The sequence below is a fragment of the Nocardia sp. NPDC055050 genome (genome assembly GCF_053608345.1).
Genome location: NZ_JBSGVG010000009.1, coordinates 1 through 15703, shown reverse-complemented (window position 1 = coordinate 15703; position 15703 = coordinate 1). Strand labels below are relative to the sequence as shown.

17 protein-coding genes are annotated in these 15703 nt (G+C 67.5%); 11 read left to right on the top strand and 6 right to left on the bottom strand.

What is annotated here, in order from left to right; all coding sequences use genetic code 11:
* Positions 1-4: 4 nt before the first annotated feature.
* The gene (locus ACWGCN_RS11520; protein ID WP_452529012.1) at positions 5-1492 is read left to right on the top strand and encodes a nitrilase-related carbon-nitrogen hydrolase; all 1488 of its coding nucleotides are present in this window, start codon (positions 5-7) and stop codon (positions 1490-1492) included.
* Between the two features lie 9 nt (positions 1493-1501).
* Here ACWGCN_RS11520 and ACWGCN_RS11515 read toward each other — a convergent pair whose 3' ends face one another.
* Positions 1502-1837 carry a hypothetical protein gene (locus ACWGCN_RS11515; RefSeq protein ID WP_452459475.1) on the bottom strand — a complete coding sequence of 112 codons (336 nt, stop codon included), beginning with the start codon at positions 1835-1837 and terminating at the stop codon, positions 1502-1504.
* 242 nt (positions 1838-2079) lie between these two features.
* On the opposite strand from ACWGCN_RS11515, the gene ACWGCN_RS11510 reads away from it, so the two are divergent.
* From ACWGCN_RS11510 to ACWGCN_RS11500, 3 genes are all read left to right on the top strand, one after another.
* On the top strand, positions 2080-2616 hold the full coding sequence (locus ACWGCN_RS11510; RefSeq protein WP_452459474.1) for a sigma-70 family RNA polymerase sigma factor: 537 nt from the start codon (positions 2080-2082) through the stop codon (positions 2614-2616).
* A 187-nt stretch (positions 2617-2803) separates the two neighbouring features.
* Positions 2804-4432, top strand: a complete 1629-nt coding sequence (locus ACWGCN_RS11505) for an N-acetylmuramoyl-L-alanine amidase (RefSeq protein ID WP_452459473.1) — start codon at positions 2804-2806, stop codon at positions 4430-4432.
* A gap of 128 nt (positions 4433-4560) precedes the next feature.
* Positions 4561-5592 carry a CobW family GTP-binding protein gene (locus ACWGCN_RS11500; protein WP_452459472.1) on the top strand — a complete coding sequence of 344 codons (1032 nt, stop codon included), beginning with the start codon at positions 4561-4563 and terminating at the stop codon, positions 5590-5592.
* A 2-nt stretch (positions 5593-5594) separates the two neighbouring features.
* On the opposite strand, the gene ACWGCN_RS11495 is transcribed toward ACWGCN_RS11500, so the two are convergent.
* Genes ACWGCN_RS11495 through ACWGCN_RS11485 form a run of 3 tightly spaced genes read right to left on the bottom strand, consistent with a single transcriptional unit; the run spans position 5595 to position 8303 of the window.
* Entirely contained in the window at positions 5595-6026 is a 432-nt protein-coding gene (locus tag ACWGCN_RS11495; RefSeq protein ID WP_378991482.1) for a molybdenum cofactor biosynthesis protein MoaE, read from the bottom strand.
* Complete coding sequence (gene moaCB, locus ACWGCN_RS11490) at positions 6019-7101, bottom strand: bifunctional molybdenum cofactor biosynthesis protein MoaC/MoaB (RefSeq protein ID WP_452459471.1); 1083 nt, start codon at positions 7099-7101, stop codon at positions 6019-6021. Before moaCB ends, ACWGCN_RS11495 begins: the two co-directional genes overlap by 8 nt.
* On the bottom strand, positions 7098-8303 hold the full coding sequence (locus ACWGCN_RS11485) for a molybdopterin molybdotransferase MoeA (RefSeq protein ID WP_452459470.1): 1206 nt from the start codon (positions 8301-8303) through the stop codon (positions 7098-7100). The genes moaCB and ACWGCN_RS11485 overlap by 4 nt, the downstream gene beginning before the upstream one ends.
* 142 nt (positions 8304-8445) lie before the next feature.
* Between ACWGCN_RS11485 and moaA the strand changes: the two genes are divergently transcribed.
* Genes moaA through ACWGCN_RS11470 form a run of 3 tightly spaced genes read left to right on the top strand, consistent with a single transcriptional unit; the run spans position 8446 to position 10104 of the window.
* A complete protein-coding gene (gene moaA, locus ACWGCN_RS11480; RefSeq protein ID WP_378991486.1) occupies positions 8446-9504 on the top strand; it encodes a GTP 3',8-cyclase MoaA in 1059 nt (352 codons plus the stop codon).
* Positions 9497-9739 carry a MoaD/ThiS family protein gene (locus ACWGCN_RS11475; RefSeq protein WP_056812377.1) on the top strand — a complete coding sequence of 81 codons (243 nt, stop codon included), beginning with the start codon at positions 9497-9499 and terminating at the stop codon, positions 9737-9739. Before moaA ends, ACWGCN_RS11475 begins: the two co-directional genes overlap by 8 nt.
* A gap of 2 nt (positions 9740-9741) precedes the next feature.
* Positions 9742-10104 (top strand): iron chaperone, encoded by a 363-nt coding sequence (locus ACWGCN_RS11470; protein ID WP_387447182.1) that lies wholly within the window; start codon positions 9742-9744, stop codon positions 10102-10104.
* Positions 10105-10128: 24 nt separating this feature from the next.
* Here ACWGCN_RS11470 and nadE read toward each other — a convergent pair whose 3' ends face one another.
* Positions 10129-10953 (bottom strand): ammonia-dependent NAD(+) synthetase, encoded by an 825-nt coding sequence (gene nadE / locus ACWGCN_RS11465; protein WP_378633155.1) that lies wholly within the window; start codon positions 10951-10953, stop codon positions 10129-10131.
* A 6-nt stretch (positions 10954-10959) separates the two neighbouring features.
* The gene (locus ACWGCN_RS11460) at positions 10960-11607 is read right to left on the bottom strand and encodes a TetR/AcrR family transcriptional regulator (protein ID WP_378991491.1); all 648 of its coding nucleotides are present in this window, start codon (positions 11605-11607) and stop codon (positions 10960-10962) included.
* A gap of 96 nt (positions 11608-11703) precedes the next feature.
* On the opposite strand from ACWGCN_RS11460, the gene ACWGCN_RS11455 reads away from it, so the two are divergent.
* The 4 genes from ACWGCN_RS11455 (at position 11704) to nrdE (ending at position 15566) form a co-directional block, all read left to right on the top strand.
* On the top strand, positions 11704-12273 hold the full coding sequence (locus tag ACWGCN_RS11455) for an NAD(P)H-dependent oxidoreductase (protein ID WP_378991493.1): 570 nt from the start codon (positions 11704-11706) through the stop codon (positions 12271-12273).
* Positions 12274-12660: 387 nt separating this feature from the next.
* Positions 12661-12894 carry a glutaredoxin-like protein NrdH gene (gene nrdH, locus ACWGCN_RS11450; RefSeq protein ID WP_358063548.1) on the top strand — a complete coding sequence of 78 codons (234 nt, stop codon included), beginning with the start codon at positions 12661-12663 and terminating at the stop codon, positions 12892-12894.
* Positions 12895-12924: 30 nt separating this feature from the next.
* Entirely contained in the window at positions 12925-13398 is a 474-nt protein-coding gene (nrdI, locus tag ACWGCN_RS11445; RefSeq protein WP_378991494.1) for a class Ib ribonucleoside-diphosphate reductase assembly flavoprotein NrdI, read from the top strand.
* 11 nt (positions 13399-13409) lie between these two features.
* Entirely contained in the window at positions 13410-15566 is a 2157-nt protein-coding gene (nrdE, locus tag ACWGCN_RS11440) for a class 1b ribonucleoside-diphosphate reductase subunit alpha (RefSeq protein WP_452529019.1), read from the top strand.
* Positions 15567-15703: the final 137 nt, after the last annotated feature.

Below are 15703 nucleotides of genomic sequence, written 5' to 3'. Positions count from 1 at the left end.
TCGAGTGACATCTACTGAAGAGGCTGTGCGCGAAGAGTTCTCCGGGCGAATCGGCCGACGATTGCCCGGTCGGGAGCTGACGACGTGGTCGGCCGCCACCGTGAGTTCGGCGGTGCTGTGGAGTATCGGCACCGGCCTGCACCCGGTGCCCGGAGTCGCCCTCCTCGCCCCGCTCCCGGTGCTGTGGCTCGCGCCGCGGCGCTCAGCTGCGGCGGCGTACGCCGCCGCGGTGCTGTCCTGGCTCGGCGGCAACGCCGAGTACTGGTCCTATTTCACCGGCACTCTGGAACAACCCAGGGTGACTGCCGTCGCCTTGCTGGTCGGCAGCGCACTCACCTTCGGAGCGTGTGTGCTGCTCTTCCGAAAGCTGTTGATACAGAACAGGTTCGGGTGGTCCGTGCTCGCGTTACCCGCCGCATGGACTGCCGTCGAGTTCCTTTTCGGTCTGGTCGGCGGGATCGGCGCGTGGTGGAGCATCGGCTACTCCCAGGCCGAGGTCGACCCCATCGTGGGTGTCGCTTCGCTCACCGGGGTGTGGGGGATCAGCTTCCTCGTGCTCGCGGTGCCCGGTGCCGTTGGCACGATGACGGCACCCGGCATCCGAACGCCCCGCCTGCTGAGGACAGCGGTCGTGACGGCCGTGGCCGTAACCTTCGCCATCGGCACGGGTCTGTGGTGTTCCGCGGCGGCAAGCGGCGGTCCGGTAACGCGGGTGGGGCTGGTGGCTCTCGCACAGCCGCCGATGTATGTTCCTGTCGCGTCGCCCGACGGTGCGCGGATGATCGCCGAGGCGGTCACCGCCGTCGACGAACTCGCCGATCAGGGCGCCGAAGTCATCGTGTTCTCCGAGAAGGCATGGCATGCACGACGATCCGAACTCTTCCTATTGCGCGACCCGCTCACCGCCGTAGCCGCTCGTCGTGGCATCCACGTGGTCGTCGGCCTGGAACTCGAGCAACCGGGCGGCACCGTCAACGCCGCCATCGCCTATCCGGGCGAAACCATCTATGCCAAGCGCTATCTCGTCCCCGGGCTCGAGTCCGGCCTGCAACGCGGTGCGACCCCGGTCCAGATCCCCGGCCGCCCGTGGGCGCTCGCGATCTGCGCCGACCTCGACCACCCGGCCCTCGTTCGCCAGAACCGCGCCGACGGCGCGACGCTCTTGCTCGCGCCTGCGCTGGATTTCAGCGTCGATCACTGGTTACACAGCCGGATGGCGGCGGTGCGGGCCGTCGAATCGGGCATCGCCATCGCCCGCCCCGCCCAACTCGGCGAGCTGACCGCCGTCGACGCACAGGGTGCCGTTCGAGCCTCGGTCCGCACCGGCATCACCGAAACCCGCACGGTGCTGGCCGACATCCGCACCGCCGGCGATCGCACTCCCTACGTCCGCTGGGGCGACTGGTTCGGCGCACTCTCGATCGCACTGGCTGTGGCTTGTGGACTCGCCGCCCTGCGTCGCCCTGGCCACTCGACCGAGGAGACCTCGTGAACTACTCGATCAGTCCTGATCGGGCCAGGAATCGGCGACGACCAACTGTCCCGCCGCCAAGAGCAGCGCGTAGTGCGCGGCGATCACGTTGGTCGGATAGGTCGGCCAGAACGACACCGCCCCGGTCGCCTTGTCGATCACGTACACCGAGCCGCCGATCGGGATCGGCCGATCCGGTGGCGCGTGCAACGGCTGCACCGCGAAAACCGCGAAGCCGTCGGCGAATTCGACGATCTGCCGATCATGACCCGGCAGGTCGGCTGGTAGGTGGTCGGCCGCCACTCGGGTGGCCTCCGCCCGGTCGACCGGCGTCTGCGCGTCGGTCGGATATGCATGGATGTCCACTTGTTCGCTCCTCGCGGGCGATTGTCGTCGCCCCGGTCCGATCGTGCTGGACTTCGCTCGAATGCGCGAACCCGTAATGATCGGGCCCGGAAACGAACGAGCCCGGCGTCCCTGCTCCCCCCTCCTGGAGCAGGCCCGGCCGGGCTCGCACGAACTACCTTCCGGCACGGCCCCAGCAGGATCCTGAAGAGTCGCTTAACGCGCGGCGTTGTCATCGTCGCGGTCCGCCGCGATAACCCCATATGACGGACAACTCCTGCGGTGCGCACTGCGCGCGCCTGTGTACCAGGGACGGGCTGGCCGAGGTGCTGGCCACCGATCGCGGTCTGCTGCACTGGCGGGCCATGCGCAGTCTCAGCGACGCGGGCCTGGCGGAGCACGCGGTGCAGGAAACGTTGCTGCGCGGCTGGCGTTCGTGCCAGGACTTCGACGGTCGCAAGGGCAGCGTGCGGACCTGGCTGCTGGCGATCGAACGCAACGTCATCATCGACATCGTGCGGGCCAGAGCCATCCGCCCCGGTGATGTGGGCTGGGACGACATCACCGAGGTGTCCGTCTGCGGCAAACCGGACTTCGCCGACGGACTGGTCGACGGGTTACTGGTCGATCAACTCCTCGCCCGACTCCCGGAACCGCAGCGGGCAGCCGTGACCGAGGTGATCTTGCACGACCGCGGCTACCGGGAAGTCGCCGCCGATTTCGGCGTTCCGATCGGGACTGTGAAGACCCGGGTTCACTATGCGCTGCGGTCGCTGCGCCAATTGCCAGAAGTTGCCTGACTTAGCCCGCTGACGGCTCATCTGGGCATCCGACCAGCGTCTTTTGATACTCCTATCCAGTTACATTTCGGTAACTGTGCTTGCCCTGTGGTTGTCAACGTTGCAAGAGTGAACCACTGGGTTTGGTGTTACCAGGTGTTACCAATGGGAAGGGAGGGGTGCTCCGGTCCCGGAGCACCGACCGAACATGCAACCAAACATCATCAAGGCCGGAATCTGCTCTACCGTCTCCGCCGCGGTGGTGGTGTCGCTGTCGGGATTGGTCCCCGTGACCGCCCACGCCGCCCCTGAACCAGCGACCAGCGAGCAGCTCGCCGGTAAGACGATCTTCCTCGACCCCGGTCATCAGGGGACGGCGCATTCCGAGGACCTGAGCCGCCAGGTCGACAACGGTCGCGGCGGTACCAAGGACTGCCAGACCACCGGCATGACCTCGCTCAACGGTATCCCCGAGCACACCATCAACTGGGATGTCGCCCAGCTCGTGCGCGCGTCTCTGGAGGCACTGGGTGCCGATGTGGTGCTGAGCCGCGCCGACGACACCGGGTGGGGCGGCTGCGTCGACGATCGCGCCCGCGCCGCCAACCAGTCCGGCGCCGACGTGGCTGTGAGCATTCACGCCGACAGCGCGGGCCCCGACCAGCACGGCTTCCACATGATCGTGCCCCAGCTCCCCATTCCCGACTCGATCGCCGACAAGGCGCAATCCGGTGGTGGGCGACTCGTGTCGAGCGCGGTCCGCGACGCCTACCTGGCGGCCGGCTTCTCACCCGCGAACTACGCGGGCGTCAAGGCGGGCCTGCAGACCCGCGAGGATGTGGCGGGCCCGGCGCTGACGCAGGTGCCGCTGGTGTTCGTCGAGATGGGCAACGGCGCCAATGTCGGCGACGCCGCCCGCCTGGAATCGCGCGAAGGCCAGCTCGAGCACGCCGTCGCCATCGCGACCGGCGTCGTCGGGTTCCTGCTGAACAAGCCGATTCCCGCCTACGCCGCCGCGCCGGGTCGGATCCCGGTCGCGACGACCGCACAGGAACCCCAGCGCGCACCCGCCGCCGACCCGACCGAGACCCCCACGCCCAGCACCGACGCACCCGCGCCCGGACCGGCAGGGAGCCAGAACGGAGCTTCCGCCCCGGCCGAGGATCCCAACGCCGCCGGAACTCCCGCCGAGGGTACGAACGGCGCGCCGGCGCCCACCACCGATCCGGCCGAGCCCACGCAGCCGTCGAAGAAGCCCAGCGGGACCACCGCGTCGACGCCGGAATCCGACACGACGACACCCGCACCGGCCCAGTCGCCCGCTGCGACGACTGCGACGCCGGGAGCGACAGCGCCCGCACACGCTCCCGCACCGGCACCCGCGCAAGCTCCCGCGCCCGACCGGGCACCGGCCGATTCGTCCGCACCTCCCAGTGGCCCGAGCGAACAGACGGCACCGTCCGAGCGCCCGGCTTCCGCCGACGCCAACGCGCCTGCCACTGCTGCTCCGATCCCCCAACGGGTCCCGATCGCGAACCCGGGTCCGGTAGCCCCCGTCCGCACCGCGTCTCCCGGCGCCCCGGCCCGCACCGCGTCACCCGGGGCTCCCGCCGCACCGTCCACCACCACCCCGAAGAACCGCGGCACCAGCCCGAAAACCCAGGCGACGCCCAACGAATCCGAGCTCGATCTGAGCACGCTCGGCGGTCCGATCACCACCGTCATGACGCTGCTCATGCCGCTGGCGCAAGCGCTCGGCATGGACGAGTCGACCATCCCCGGCCAGCTGATCAATCTCGCGTACACCCTGGTAGGCATGGTTTTCAGCCCGTCCTGACAACCATTGGCCGCACGTCGACCCGCCCACCTCTGATCGCAGGGGTGGGCGGTGTGCTGCATAGGGACGGACGGAGGGAATCCGGCGTGGTGGACCGGTCGACGTCGCCGCGGTGACATGGTGGCAGCATGGGTGCGGTGATTCCTGTCGTGATCGTTGCTGGGTTTCTCGGTTCGGGGAAGACGACCCTGCTCAATTACCTGTTGCGCAACAATCGGGGAACCCGGATCGGGGTAGTGGTCAACGATTTCGGGGCGGTGAACATCGACGCGATGCTGGTGGCGGGGCAGGTCGACGCGATGGTGTCGCTCGGCAACGGGTGTGTGTGCTGCGCGGTGGACGTGTCCGAACTCGACGATCTGTTCGCGCAGCTGGCGCAGCCGCGCAGCGCGGTGGATGTGATCGTGGTGGAGGCCAGCGGACTGGCCGAGCCGCGCAACCTGATCCGGATGGTGATCGCCAACCCCAACCCGCGCATCGCCTACGGTGGCCTGGTCGAAGTGGTCGATGCCGAGCAGTTCGCCGCCACCAGCACGCAACATCCTGCGCTGGTGACGCATCTGCGGATGGCGGATCTGGTGCTGGTGAACAAGGCCGATCGAGTCGGGGCCGAGGCGCTGGCCGATTTGCGCGCACAGCTGACCGACTGCGTCGGGCAGGTGCCGGTCTACGCGACGACGCACGGCCGCATCGACCCCGGTCTGCTGTTCGACGATCGGGCACCCGAGCAGCTGAAAACAGCCGAGCAACTGAGCTTCGACACATTGCTCGACGACCATGATCACGACGACCCCGACCATCGCCACCTTCACGACGACTACGTCTCGGTGGCGTTCACGAGCGAGCGCGCGTTGAATCCGCGTGCGCTGGTGGCCTTTCTGGAAGATCCGCCGTCAGGACTGTTCCGTGCCAAGGGATGTGTCGCGTTCGCGGTGGCAGGGGAGCGCCGCAAGTTCGAAGTCCACCTGGTAGGCAGGCACGTGGTCGTCACCCCCGGAAGCTGGGCGCGCGGCGAGCGCCGTGTCTCGAATCTGGTGCTGATCGGTGCCGGACTGGATACGGTCGCGGCGTTGAAACGCTTGCACGACACCGTCTTCGACGGTGAGACGCCGTTGGACGAGCAGGAGATGCTCGGCGTGTGGCGGTACGCCACGCAGTAGCGTCAGCCGCAGGCGTTGACCCATTCGGAAAGCCCGTCGGCGAACAACTGCCGCTTCCAGATCGGCACCTCGTGCTTGATCCGGTCGACCAGCTCGGCGCAGACGGTAAACGCCTCGGCCCGATGCGGCGCGGCCACCGCCACCACGATCGCCAGTCCGCCGATCGTGAGTGACCCGATGCGATGCGTCGCCGCGACCGGAAGTCCGCTCGCCTGCGCCACTTCCGCGCAGATCGCGTGCAGGAAGCGCTCGGCCTGGGGATGCGCGGAGTACTCCAGCGAGGTCACCGCCTGGCCACCGTCGTGGTTGCGCACCTTGCCGGTGAACACCACCACCGCGCCGAATTCCGGTCCGTCGACCGCCTTTTCGACGGCGAGGGGATCGAGGTCGTGATCGCTGATGGTCGCCAGCCGAACCGCACCGAAGTCACTCATGGTTGCCGCCTCCGGCTACTTGCGCGAGCAGATGATCCAACAGCGGTTCCAGCACCACCGTCCCGTCCTTCACCCCGCCGGGCGAACCGGGCAGGTTCACGACAACGGTCCCACCGGCCAGCCCGGCAACGCCGCGACTCAGCGCGGCGAGGGGGAACTTCGCGGTCCCACGCTGCCGAATGGCATCGGCGACACCGGGTAGCTCACGATCGAGCACGGCGCGGGTGGCCTCGGGTGTCGCGTCGGTGGGCGAGGCACCGGTGCCACCGGTGGTGACGACGAGCGCCGGCGCCCCGCTGAGTGCGTCGGCCAGCCCGGCGGCGATCTCGGCATCGGCGTAGACCAGTGGCCCACGCACCGAAAAACCTCGCGCGGTCAGCCAGTCGACGAGGACGGGCCCGGTGGTGTCGGTGCGGGTACCGGCCGCGGTACCGGTAGACGCGACAACCACGACCGCGGTCCGCGAAAAGATCGGGGCGTCAGGTGATTCCGTCGCAGCGCCGCCCTGGGATTCGGTGGTCGCAGGCAGCGCGGATTCGGCACCGGCGCTCGCGTCCACCTGTGCCGATCGGTCGAGCGCCGGTGTGCCGGTGTCGGATCGATCTTCGGGTCGCACCCAATGCCCGTGCTTTCCACCCTCTTTGGTGACCAGCCGAACCCTGTTCATCACGGCAGCGGGATCCACCGCCTTCACCATGTCGTGCAGGGTCAGCCCGGCCACGGCGACCGCGGTCAGTGCCTCCATCTCGACCCCGGTGGGCCCCTTGGTCTTCGCCGTCGCCTCGACTGTGATGGTGGTCTCGGTGAACCCGAACTCCACCTTCACCGACGACAACGCCAGCTGATGGCACAGCGGAATCAGCTCGGAAGTCTTTTTCGCACCGGCGATTCCGGCCAGTCGTGCCGTGGACAGCACATCGGCCTTGGGCATTCCCTCGGCCCGCACCAACGCGACCACTTCCGCGGTCGTCTGCAATTCGCCTGCGGCGACAGCGATCCGGGTGGTGTCGGCTTTCGCGCTGACGTCGACCATGCGCGCGCGACCCTCGCGGTCGACGTGGGACAACTCGCTCATAGCGATAAGATTCGCACAGCGACACCGGCGGCCAGCGAGGTGACCTCGGCGGGAACGTCGACCAGGACATCGGCCCAGGCCATCCCCGCGATGAGATGTGAGCCGGGGCCCGAGATCACTTCCACCCCGTCCTCGGTCAGCAGGCCGCGCAGGTATTGGCGACGACCGGCGGGGGAGCGAAGCGGTGTGAGCAAAGTGGTCTCGCCGCTCACGAGCTCCGGCAATCCGGCCAGCGCGCGCACGGCGGGGCGCGCGAACACGGCGTAGGACACCATCGTGCTCACCGGGTTGCCCGGGAAGCTGAGCACGGGGACCTCGTCGACCACCGTGTAGCCCTGCGGTCCGCCCGGCTGCACCGCGACCGAGCCGAAGGTCCCGCCGAGCGGACCCAGCACATCCTTGACGACCTCGAAGTCACCCTTGGACACGCCACCGGAGGTGAAGACCAGGTCGGCGACGGCGGTCGCGGCGTGCAGTACCGAGGTGAACACCGCGGGGTCGTCGGTGCTGTGCGCGACCTCGACCACCTCGACACCGTCGGCCCGCAACGCGGCGGCCAGCGCGATGCCGTTGGAGTTGTAGATCTGGCCCGGGGCCAGCGCGGCGCCCGCGGGCCGGAGTTCGTCCCCGGTGGTGATGCAGACAGCGCGTAATCGGCTCAGGGCAGGCACCGTGGGCAGGCCGACAGCGGCCAGTGCGGCGATATGGCGGGGCGCGAGCACCGTGCCTGCCCGCGCGACGAGCTCGCCGGTGCGCACATCGGTACCGGCTTCGCGCACGAATTCGCCACGTCCGCGGCCACGTTCGACCACGATCCGCCCCTCGCCCGCCTGCACATCCTCGACCGGCACCACACAGTCGGCGCCGGGGGGCATCGGCGCACCGGTCATCACCTTCACCGCGGATCCGGCGGGCAGCGCGTCGGTGCCCGGCCTACCCGCCGCCACCACGCCGGCCACCGGCAGCGTGACCGGGGTGACGGCCACATCGGCCGCCCGCACCGCGTAGCCGTCCATCGCCGAGTTACGGAACACCGGCAGATCGATCGGCGACACCACATCGGCCGACAGCGTGCGGCCGAGCGCCTCGGGGACCGGCACCTGTTCATCCGGGCGGTCGGCGAGGCGGGCCAGCAGCGCGGCGACGGTGTCGCGGTACTCGTCGACGCTGCGCGCCGACGCGGTAGCGGGCCGGGGAGTCATGCTGCCAGCTTAATCGTCGGTGTCGGGGCCGGTCGGGGTCGCGTTGCTCACGGTGGTGGGTGGGCGACGGTGAGCTGACGAGTTCGCGAAGAATCGGCCCGGCGCACGGAATGTGACGGGCCTTACGGGTCATACTGTAGAGATGACGCTGGTCGAGATGGGGATACCCGCCGTGCGATCGGAGCGGCCGTCCCTGGACGGCAGGCCCGAGACGCCGTTCCTCGTCGACCGCTTCGGCCGGATCGCTCGCGACCTGCGCGTGTCCATCACCGAGAAGTGTTCGCTGCGCTGCACCTATTGCATGCCCGAAGAGGGCTTGCCGCCGATCCCGCGCCAGGAACTGCTCACCGCCGACGAGATCGTGCGGCTGGTGTCGCTGGCGGTGCGCGAGCTGGGTGTGCGGGAGGTGCGGTTCACCGGCGGCGAACCGCTGATGCGCCGTGAACTGGAACAGATCATCGCGGGCTGTCATGCGGCGGTGCCCGGCACCCCGCTGGCTATGACGACGAACGGCGTCGGCCTGGAACATCGCATCCATAAGCTCGCCGCGGCTGGTCTGACCAGGGTCAACGTTTCCCTCGACACCGTCGACCGGGAAGATTTCACCCGCCTCACCCGCCGCGACCGGCTGGAGTCGGTCCTCAACGGCATCCGTGCCGCGCGCGACGCGGGGATGGCGCCGGTGAAGGTCAACGCCGTGCTGATGCGCCAGAATCTGGCGGGTGCGGCCGACCTGCTCGCGTGGTGCCTGGCCGAACAGTGCGAACTGCGCTTCATCGAGGAGATGCCCCTCGACGCCGACCACGAGTGGGCCCGCGATCACATGGTGACCGCCGCCGACCTGCTCGACGTCCTCGGCGAGCGCTTCACCCTGACCCCCACCGCCCGTGCCGACCCGTCGGCCCCGGCCGAGAAATGGCTGGTCGATGGTGGCCCGGCAACGGTCGGGATCATCGCCACGGTCACGCGCAAGTTCTGCGACAGCTGCGACCGCACCCGGCTCACCGCCGACGGCATGCTGCGTTCGTGCCTGTTCAGCGACCAGGAGTTCGACGTGCGCACCGCGCTGCGGGCAGGCGCCGACGACGACGAGGTCGCCGAACTGTGGCGCGGTGCCATGTGGCAGAAATGGGCCGGTCACGGTATCGACGCCGCCGGTTTCGTCCCCCCGGAACGCACGATGGGAGCCATCGGTGGTTGAGGTCCGCTATTTCGCCGCCATCGCCGACGCGGTCGGCAAGAACACCGAATCTCTCGACCTCCCCGACGGCGCCACCGTCGCCGACCTGCGCGCCACTCTCGCCGCCACCTACGGCTCCGACATCGACAGCCTCGTCGGCGTCTGTGCCTTCCTCATCGGCGACGAGCTCACCCGCGACCCGTCGGCCATGCTCCGCGACCGAGTCGACGTTCTCCCGCCTTTCGCGGGCGGCTAGCCGTGGTCCAGAGCAAGGCCCCCGACGTTGCGACCTACCTCGCCGAAGTCCCGGCGGATCGCCGCGAGGCGCTCACCAGGCTGCGCGACCTGTGCCTCCAAGAGCTGCCGGGCTTCACCGAGGTGATGTCCTACGGGATGCCCGCCTACGAACGCGACGGCACCGGCGAGGTCGCCTTCGCCGGCCAGAAGCACTACATCTCCTTCTACCTCCTGCGCTCCGACGTCCGCGCGGCGTTCGCCGACCGTCTCGCGAGCCAGGACATGGGCAAAGGATGCCTGCGCTTTCGCAAAGAACCGGACTACGAGCTGGTTCGGGACCTGCTGCGAGCTACCGCGTCCGGTGAGGGCGCCCAGATCTGCTGATCCGGTGGGGCCGGGAGCACGCCCCTAGCGCCACCAGGTGTCGAGCGGGGTCACCGGGACGGTGCGCTTGTGGCGGGTGTTGGTGAAGATCGACTCCACGCGGGCGGCTACCTCGGGGGTGACGTCCTTGCCTTCGAGGTAGTCGTCGATCTCGGCGTAGCGCAGGCCGAGTGCGTCCTCGTCGGCGAGGGCGGGGCGGTCGTCTTCGAGGTCGGCGGTGGGGACCTTGGACCAGATGCTCGAGGGGGCGCCGAGTTCTTGCAGGAGGGCCGCGCCCTGGCGCTTGGTGAGACCGGTGAGGGGAGTCAGGTCGACACCGCCGTCGCCGAACTTGGTGAAGAACCCGGTGACCGCTTCGGCCGCGTGATCGGTGCCGACCACCAGCAGGCTTTCCTGGCCCGCGAGGGCGTACTGGGCGACCATCCGCTCACGTGCCTTGATGTTGCCGCGCACGAAGTCGCGCAGGCGCTCGTGATCGAGCGCGCCCGCCACCTCGATGCCCACCGCATCGGCGCTGGGCCGGATGTTCACCACGACCGTGCGATCGGGGTCGATGAAATTCAAGGCGGTCTGCGCGTCGTGTTCGTCGGCCTGCACGCCGTAGGGCAGCCGCACCGCGAGGAACTTCGCCTCGACACCGTCGGCGCGCAGCTCCTCGACGGCCAGCTGGCACAGCCGACCGGCCAGCGCACTGTCCTGGCCGCCACTGATCCCGAGGGCGAATCCCTTGGCCGGGGTGGTGGCCAGGTAGTCCTTCAGGAAGTCGACGCGCCGCCGGACCTCCTGCTTCGCCTCGATCTCGGGCAGCACACCCAATTCGGCAATGATCTGTTCACGCAGTGTCCCCATGCGGTCTCACTCTACTTGGGGGACAGGCGAAACGACCCGGCGAACGAGCCATTCCCAGTTGTCGCCGATCTGATCGCGCGTGTAGCCGAGCACTTCGACCTGGTGGATGACCAGCGCCGCCGTCAGTGTGGACAGCAGGGTGTCGGCGATCAGCGGAACCTCACCGTCGACGCCGATCGCGCGAAGCAGCAGCATGACGTGCGCCTTGTGCAGGGCGTAGGGTCCGCCACCGAAACGCCCGTCCTTCTCCGCGGCCTGGTGCAGGTCGCCCTCGACCTCGATATCGAGCAGCCGGGTGCGCCCGAAGGCGATCAGCCGCTCGACCGGGCCTGCCTCGGGACCGAGCGGCGCGGGCCCGAACATGAACGCGGCCTGGAATTTCTGCTCGGAGTGATCCAGCAGGGCCAGCATGAGCCCGGTCCGGTTGCCGAACCGGCGAAAGACCGTGCCCTTGCCGACCCCCGCGCGTTTGGCGAGCGCGTCCATCGTGAGGCCGTCGACGCCGTGCTCGCGCACCAGCTGCTGGGCCGCGTCGAGCAGCAGCGCGCGATTGCGCGCGGCGTCGGCACGTTCGACGGGTTCCGCGCTGCCGGGCAGCGGCCGCCCGATCCCCAGCAGGGGCGGCTCGTCGGACTGGGGTGTGCCATAGCTCACGCCGCTCACACGTCCTCCGCGGGAAGTAATCGGACCGGGGTCCGGTTAATGTCGGATGAAACTTGGATCATTCCACTGAGTACACCAGGAGTCGCAATGAGCGAGACCCGCATCCTTACTCTCGTCGGAAGCCTGCGCGCGGGCTCCATCAATCGCCGCCTGGCCGAGGCTGCCGTACAGACCGCGCCCGCCGGTGTCGATATCGCCATCTACGAGGGTCTCGGCGAGATTCCGTTCTACAACGAAGACCTCGACGTTCCCGGCGAGGTGCCCGCGCAGGCCGAGGCGCTGCGTGCCGCCGTCGCCGCCGCCGACGCCGTCCTGCTGGTCACCCCCGAGTACAACGGCACCCTGCCCGCCGTGCTGAAGAACGCCATCGACTGGGCCTCGCGTCCGTACGGCGCCGGTGCGATCAAGGGTAAGCCGGTCGCCGTGGTGAGCGCGTCGATCAGCCCGAACGCCGCGGCGTGGGCGCACGGCGACACCGTCAAGTCCGTCGGCGTGGCGGGCGGCGTCGTCGTCGAGTCGGCGCATGCGCAGTTCGCGACCATCGGCGAGCGCTTCGCGCAGACCCATCCGGCCGAGGACGCCGAGGCGCTGACCCAGCTCGGCGCGACCGTGCACGAGTTGGTCGCCGCGGTGAACGGCACGTTGGTCACGGCGTAAGCTGGTCGTTCGGCAGGGCGTCGCATCCGTCACGGATGCGACGCCCTTTCGCTGTCCACCGAGTTTGCTGAAGACTCGCCGGTAGATGAAATCGTGATCTGAACCACTGTTTTCCCTGCTGGCCGGTGGCCCGTCCTGGGACTTACCGCGTGGGAATTACATCCGTGCGACTCGCAACACCTTGTGTTGTTCCCATCTGTCGGACACTAGGTGTAGTGTCTGTCGTACTGGAAGACGGTGTGGAGCCACCACTGATCGGGCCCAAGGGAAGGGGTTGCGAGCAGGGCTTTCTTCGCTAGATCCAGGAGTTTGCGCAGCATCACCCGTTCGTGCATTGCATACGGATCACAGGCTGTGGATCAGGCATAGGAGAGAGGGACTTCCATCATGACCATCACCGTGTACACCAAGCCCGCTTGCGTGCAGTGCAACGCCACCTACAAGGCTCTCGACAAGGTCGGCGTGGACTACGACGTCATCGACATCTCGGAGAACGACGAGGCGCGTGACTTCGTCATGGCGCTGGGCTACCTGCAGGCGCCGATCGTCGTCGCGGGTGACGATCACTGGTCGGGCTTCCGTCCCGATCGCATCAAGGCGCTCGCCGTCGCGGCTGCCTAGTTCGCACCGGTTCGCCGGTAAGGAGGCGCCATGCCCGAGCAGAGGACTCCGGGCGGGCTGGTCTACTTCTCCAGCGCTTCGGAGAACACTCATCGTTTCGTCGAGAAGCTCGGTCTCCCGGCAACTCGACTTCCGCTACACACCACCGCTGAATCGCCGCGGATCGACGAACCCTACGTGCTGATCACCCCCACCTATGGTGGTGGTCGGCACGTCATGGGTGGAGAGCGTCCCGACAAGGACCTCGTTCCGCGGCAAGTCGCCAAGTTCCTCAACGACCCACACAACCGCGCGCTGCTGCGCGGGGTGATCGCGGCCGGCAACACGAACTTCGGCGATACCTATTGCGTTGCAGGAGACATCATCTCGCAAAAATGCGGGGTGCCGTATCTGTATCGCTTCGAACTCATGGGAACCGCTGAGGACGTCGCGCGCGTCCGAGAGGGATTGGGATTGTTTTGGCAACAGCAACCACAGCACCGGCAGGCAAGTCAGCACGCCTAGAGCAGTCGGCGGTGCGCGGCGAGGCGGGCGAGGTGCTCGACTACCACGCCCTCAACGCGATGCTGAACCTGTACGGCCCCAACGGCGAGATCCAGTTCGACAAGGATCGCGAGGCCGCGCACCAGTACTTCCTGCAGCATGTGAACCAGAACACCGTCTTCTTCCACAATCTGGACGAGAAGCTGGACTACCTGGTCAAGGAGAACTACTACGAGACCGAGGTGCTCGACCAGTACGGTCGCCCCTTCGTCAAGCAGCTGTTCCAGCAGGCCTACGCCAAGAAGTTCCGGTTCCCGACCTTCCTCGGCGCGTTCAAGTACTACACCTCGTACACGCTCAAGACCTTCGACGGTAAGCGCTACCTGGAGCGTTTCGAGGATCGCGTGTGCATGGTCGCGCTGACGCTGGCCGCCGGCGACGAGGTGCTGGCGAGCAACCTGGTCGACGAGATCATCGACGGCCGGTTCCAGCCCGCCACCCCCACCTTCCTCAACTCCGGCAAGAAGCAGCGCGGCGAGCCCGTGTCCTGCTTCCTGCTGCGTATCGAGGACAACATGGAGTCCATCGGGCGCTCCATCAACTCCGCGCTGCAGCTGTCCAAGCGCGGTGGCGGTGTCGCGCTGCTGCTCAGCAACATTCGTGAGCACGGTGCCCCGATCAAGAAGATCGAGAACCAGAGCTCGGGTGTCATCCCGATCATGAAGCTGCTGGAGGACTCCTTCTCCTACGCGAACCAGCTGGGTGCGCGTCAGGGCGCGGGCGCGGTGTACCTGCACGCCCACCACCCCGACATCTACCGTTTCCTCGACACCAAGCGCGAGAACGCGGACGAGAAGATCCGCATCAAGACGCTCTCGCTCGGTGTGGTGATCCCCGACATCACCTTCGAGCTGGCGAAGAAGAACGAGGACATGTACCTGTTCTCGCCCTATGACGTCGAGCGTATCTACGGTGTGCCGTTCGCCGATGTGAACGTCACCGAGAAGTACTACGAGATGGTCGACGACAAGCGCATCCGCAAGTCGAAGATCAAGGCGCGCGAGTTCTTCCAGACGATCGCCGAGCTGCAGTTCGAGTCGGGCTACCCCTACATCATGTTCGAGGACACGGTGAACCGGGCCAACCCGATCAAGGGCAAGATCACCCACTCGAACCTGTGCTCGGAGATCCTGCAGGTCTCCACCCCCTCGGAATTCAACGATGATCTGTCGTATTCCAAGGTGGGCAAGGACATCTCGTGCAACCTGGGTTCGCTCAACATCGCCAAGGCGATGGATTCGCCCGACTTCGGTCAGACGATCGAGACCTCGATCCGCGCGCTCACCGCCGTCTCGGATCAGACCCACATCTTCTCGGTGCCCTCGATCGAGCAGGGCAACAACGAGTCCCACGCCATCGGCCTCGGTCAGATGAACCTGCACGGATACCTGGCGCGTGAGCGGGTCCACTACGGCTCCGAAGAAGGTGTGGACTTCACCAACATCTACTTCTACACCGTGGTCTACCACGCGATTCGGGCCTCGAACCTGATCGCCAAGGAGCGCGGCTCCGCGTTCGGTGGGTTCGCCGACTCCAAGTACGCCAGCGGCGAGTACTTCGACAAGTACACCGACCAGGCATGGGAACCCAAGACCGACAAGGTGGCTCAGATGTTCGCCGACGCCGGCGTGCGCATCCCCACCCAGGACGACTGGCGTCTGCTCAAGGCCTCGGTGCAGGAATACGGCATCTACAACCAGAACCTGCAGGCCGTGCCGCCGACCGGTTCGATCTCCTACATCAACCACTCGACCAGCTCGATCCACCCGGTGGCGTCGAAGATCGAGATCCGTAAGGAAGGCAAGATCGGCCGCGTCTACTACCCGGCCCCTTACCTGGACAACGACAATCTCGAGTACTACGACGACGCCTACGAAATCGGCTACGAGAAGATCATCGACACCTACGCCGCGGCCACCCAGCACGTGGACCAGGGTCTGTCGCTGACGCTGTTCTTCAAGGACACCGCCACCACCCGGGACCTGAACAAGGCGCAGATCTACGCATGGCGCAAGGGCATCAAGACGCTCTACTACATCCGCCTGCGCCAGATGGCTCTGGAGGGGTGCTCGCGCAGCACCTCGTCCGGCTCGATCCCGGCCAACAGCCGCCCCGCTCGCACGAGTTGAGCCTCGTTGGCGCGTGCGAGGAGCGCCCCGAGCCGGGGGTAGTCGACGGCGAGCCGTCCGGCACGACGCAGATCCAGTACGGCCCGCCCCGGGTCGTCGACGACCGACTCGGCGGGACCGGCGGGCTCGCCGGAGCC

Bases quoted from the DNA above. Each gene is read 5' to 3' on its own strand.
- ACWGCN_RS11455 (WP_378991493.1), top strand. From the start codon at position 11,704: ATGAGCGAGACCCGCATCCTTACTCTCGTCGGAAGCCTGCGCGCGGGC.
- nrdH (WP_358063548.1), top strand. From the start codon at position 12,661: ATGACCATCACCGTGTACACCAAGCCCGCTTGCGTGCAGTGCAACGCC.
- ACWGCN_RS11485 (WP_452459470.1), bottom strand. From the start codon at position 8,303: ATGACTCCCCGGCCCGCTACCGCGTCGGCGCGCAGCGTCGACGAGTAC.
- ACWGCN_RS11495 (WP_378991482.1), bottom strand. From the start codon at position 6,026: ATGAGTGACTTCGGTGCGGTTCGGCTGGCGACCATCAGCGATCACGAC.
- ACWGCN_RS11510 (WP_452459474.1), top strand. From the start codon at position 2,080: ATGACGGACAACTCCTGCGGTGCGCACTGCGCGCGCCTGTGTACCAGG.
- nrdI (WP_378991494.1), top strand. From the start codon at position 12,925: ATGCCCGAGCAGAGGACTCCGGGCGGGCTGGTCTACTTCTCCAGCGCT.
- nadE (WP_378633155.1), bottom strand. From the start codon at position 10,953: ATGGGGACACTGCGTGAACAGATCATTGCCGAATTGGGTGTGCTGCCC.
- moaA (WP_378991486.1), top strand. From the start codon at position 8,446: ATGACGCTGGTCGAGATGGGGATACCCGCCGTGCGATCGGAGCGGCCG.
- ACWGCN_RS11500 (WP_452459472.1), top strand. From the start codon at position 4,561: ATGGGTGCGGTGATTCCTGTCGTGATCGTTGCTGGGTTTCTCGGTTCG.
- ACWGCN_RS11505 (WP_452459473.1), top strand. From the start codon at position 2,804: ATGCAACCAAACATCATCAAGGCCGGAATCTGCTCTACCGTCTCCGCC.
- moaCB (WP_452459471.1), bottom strand. From the start codon at position 7,101: ATGAGCGAGTTGTCCCACGTCGACCGCGAGGGTCGCGCGCGCATGGTC.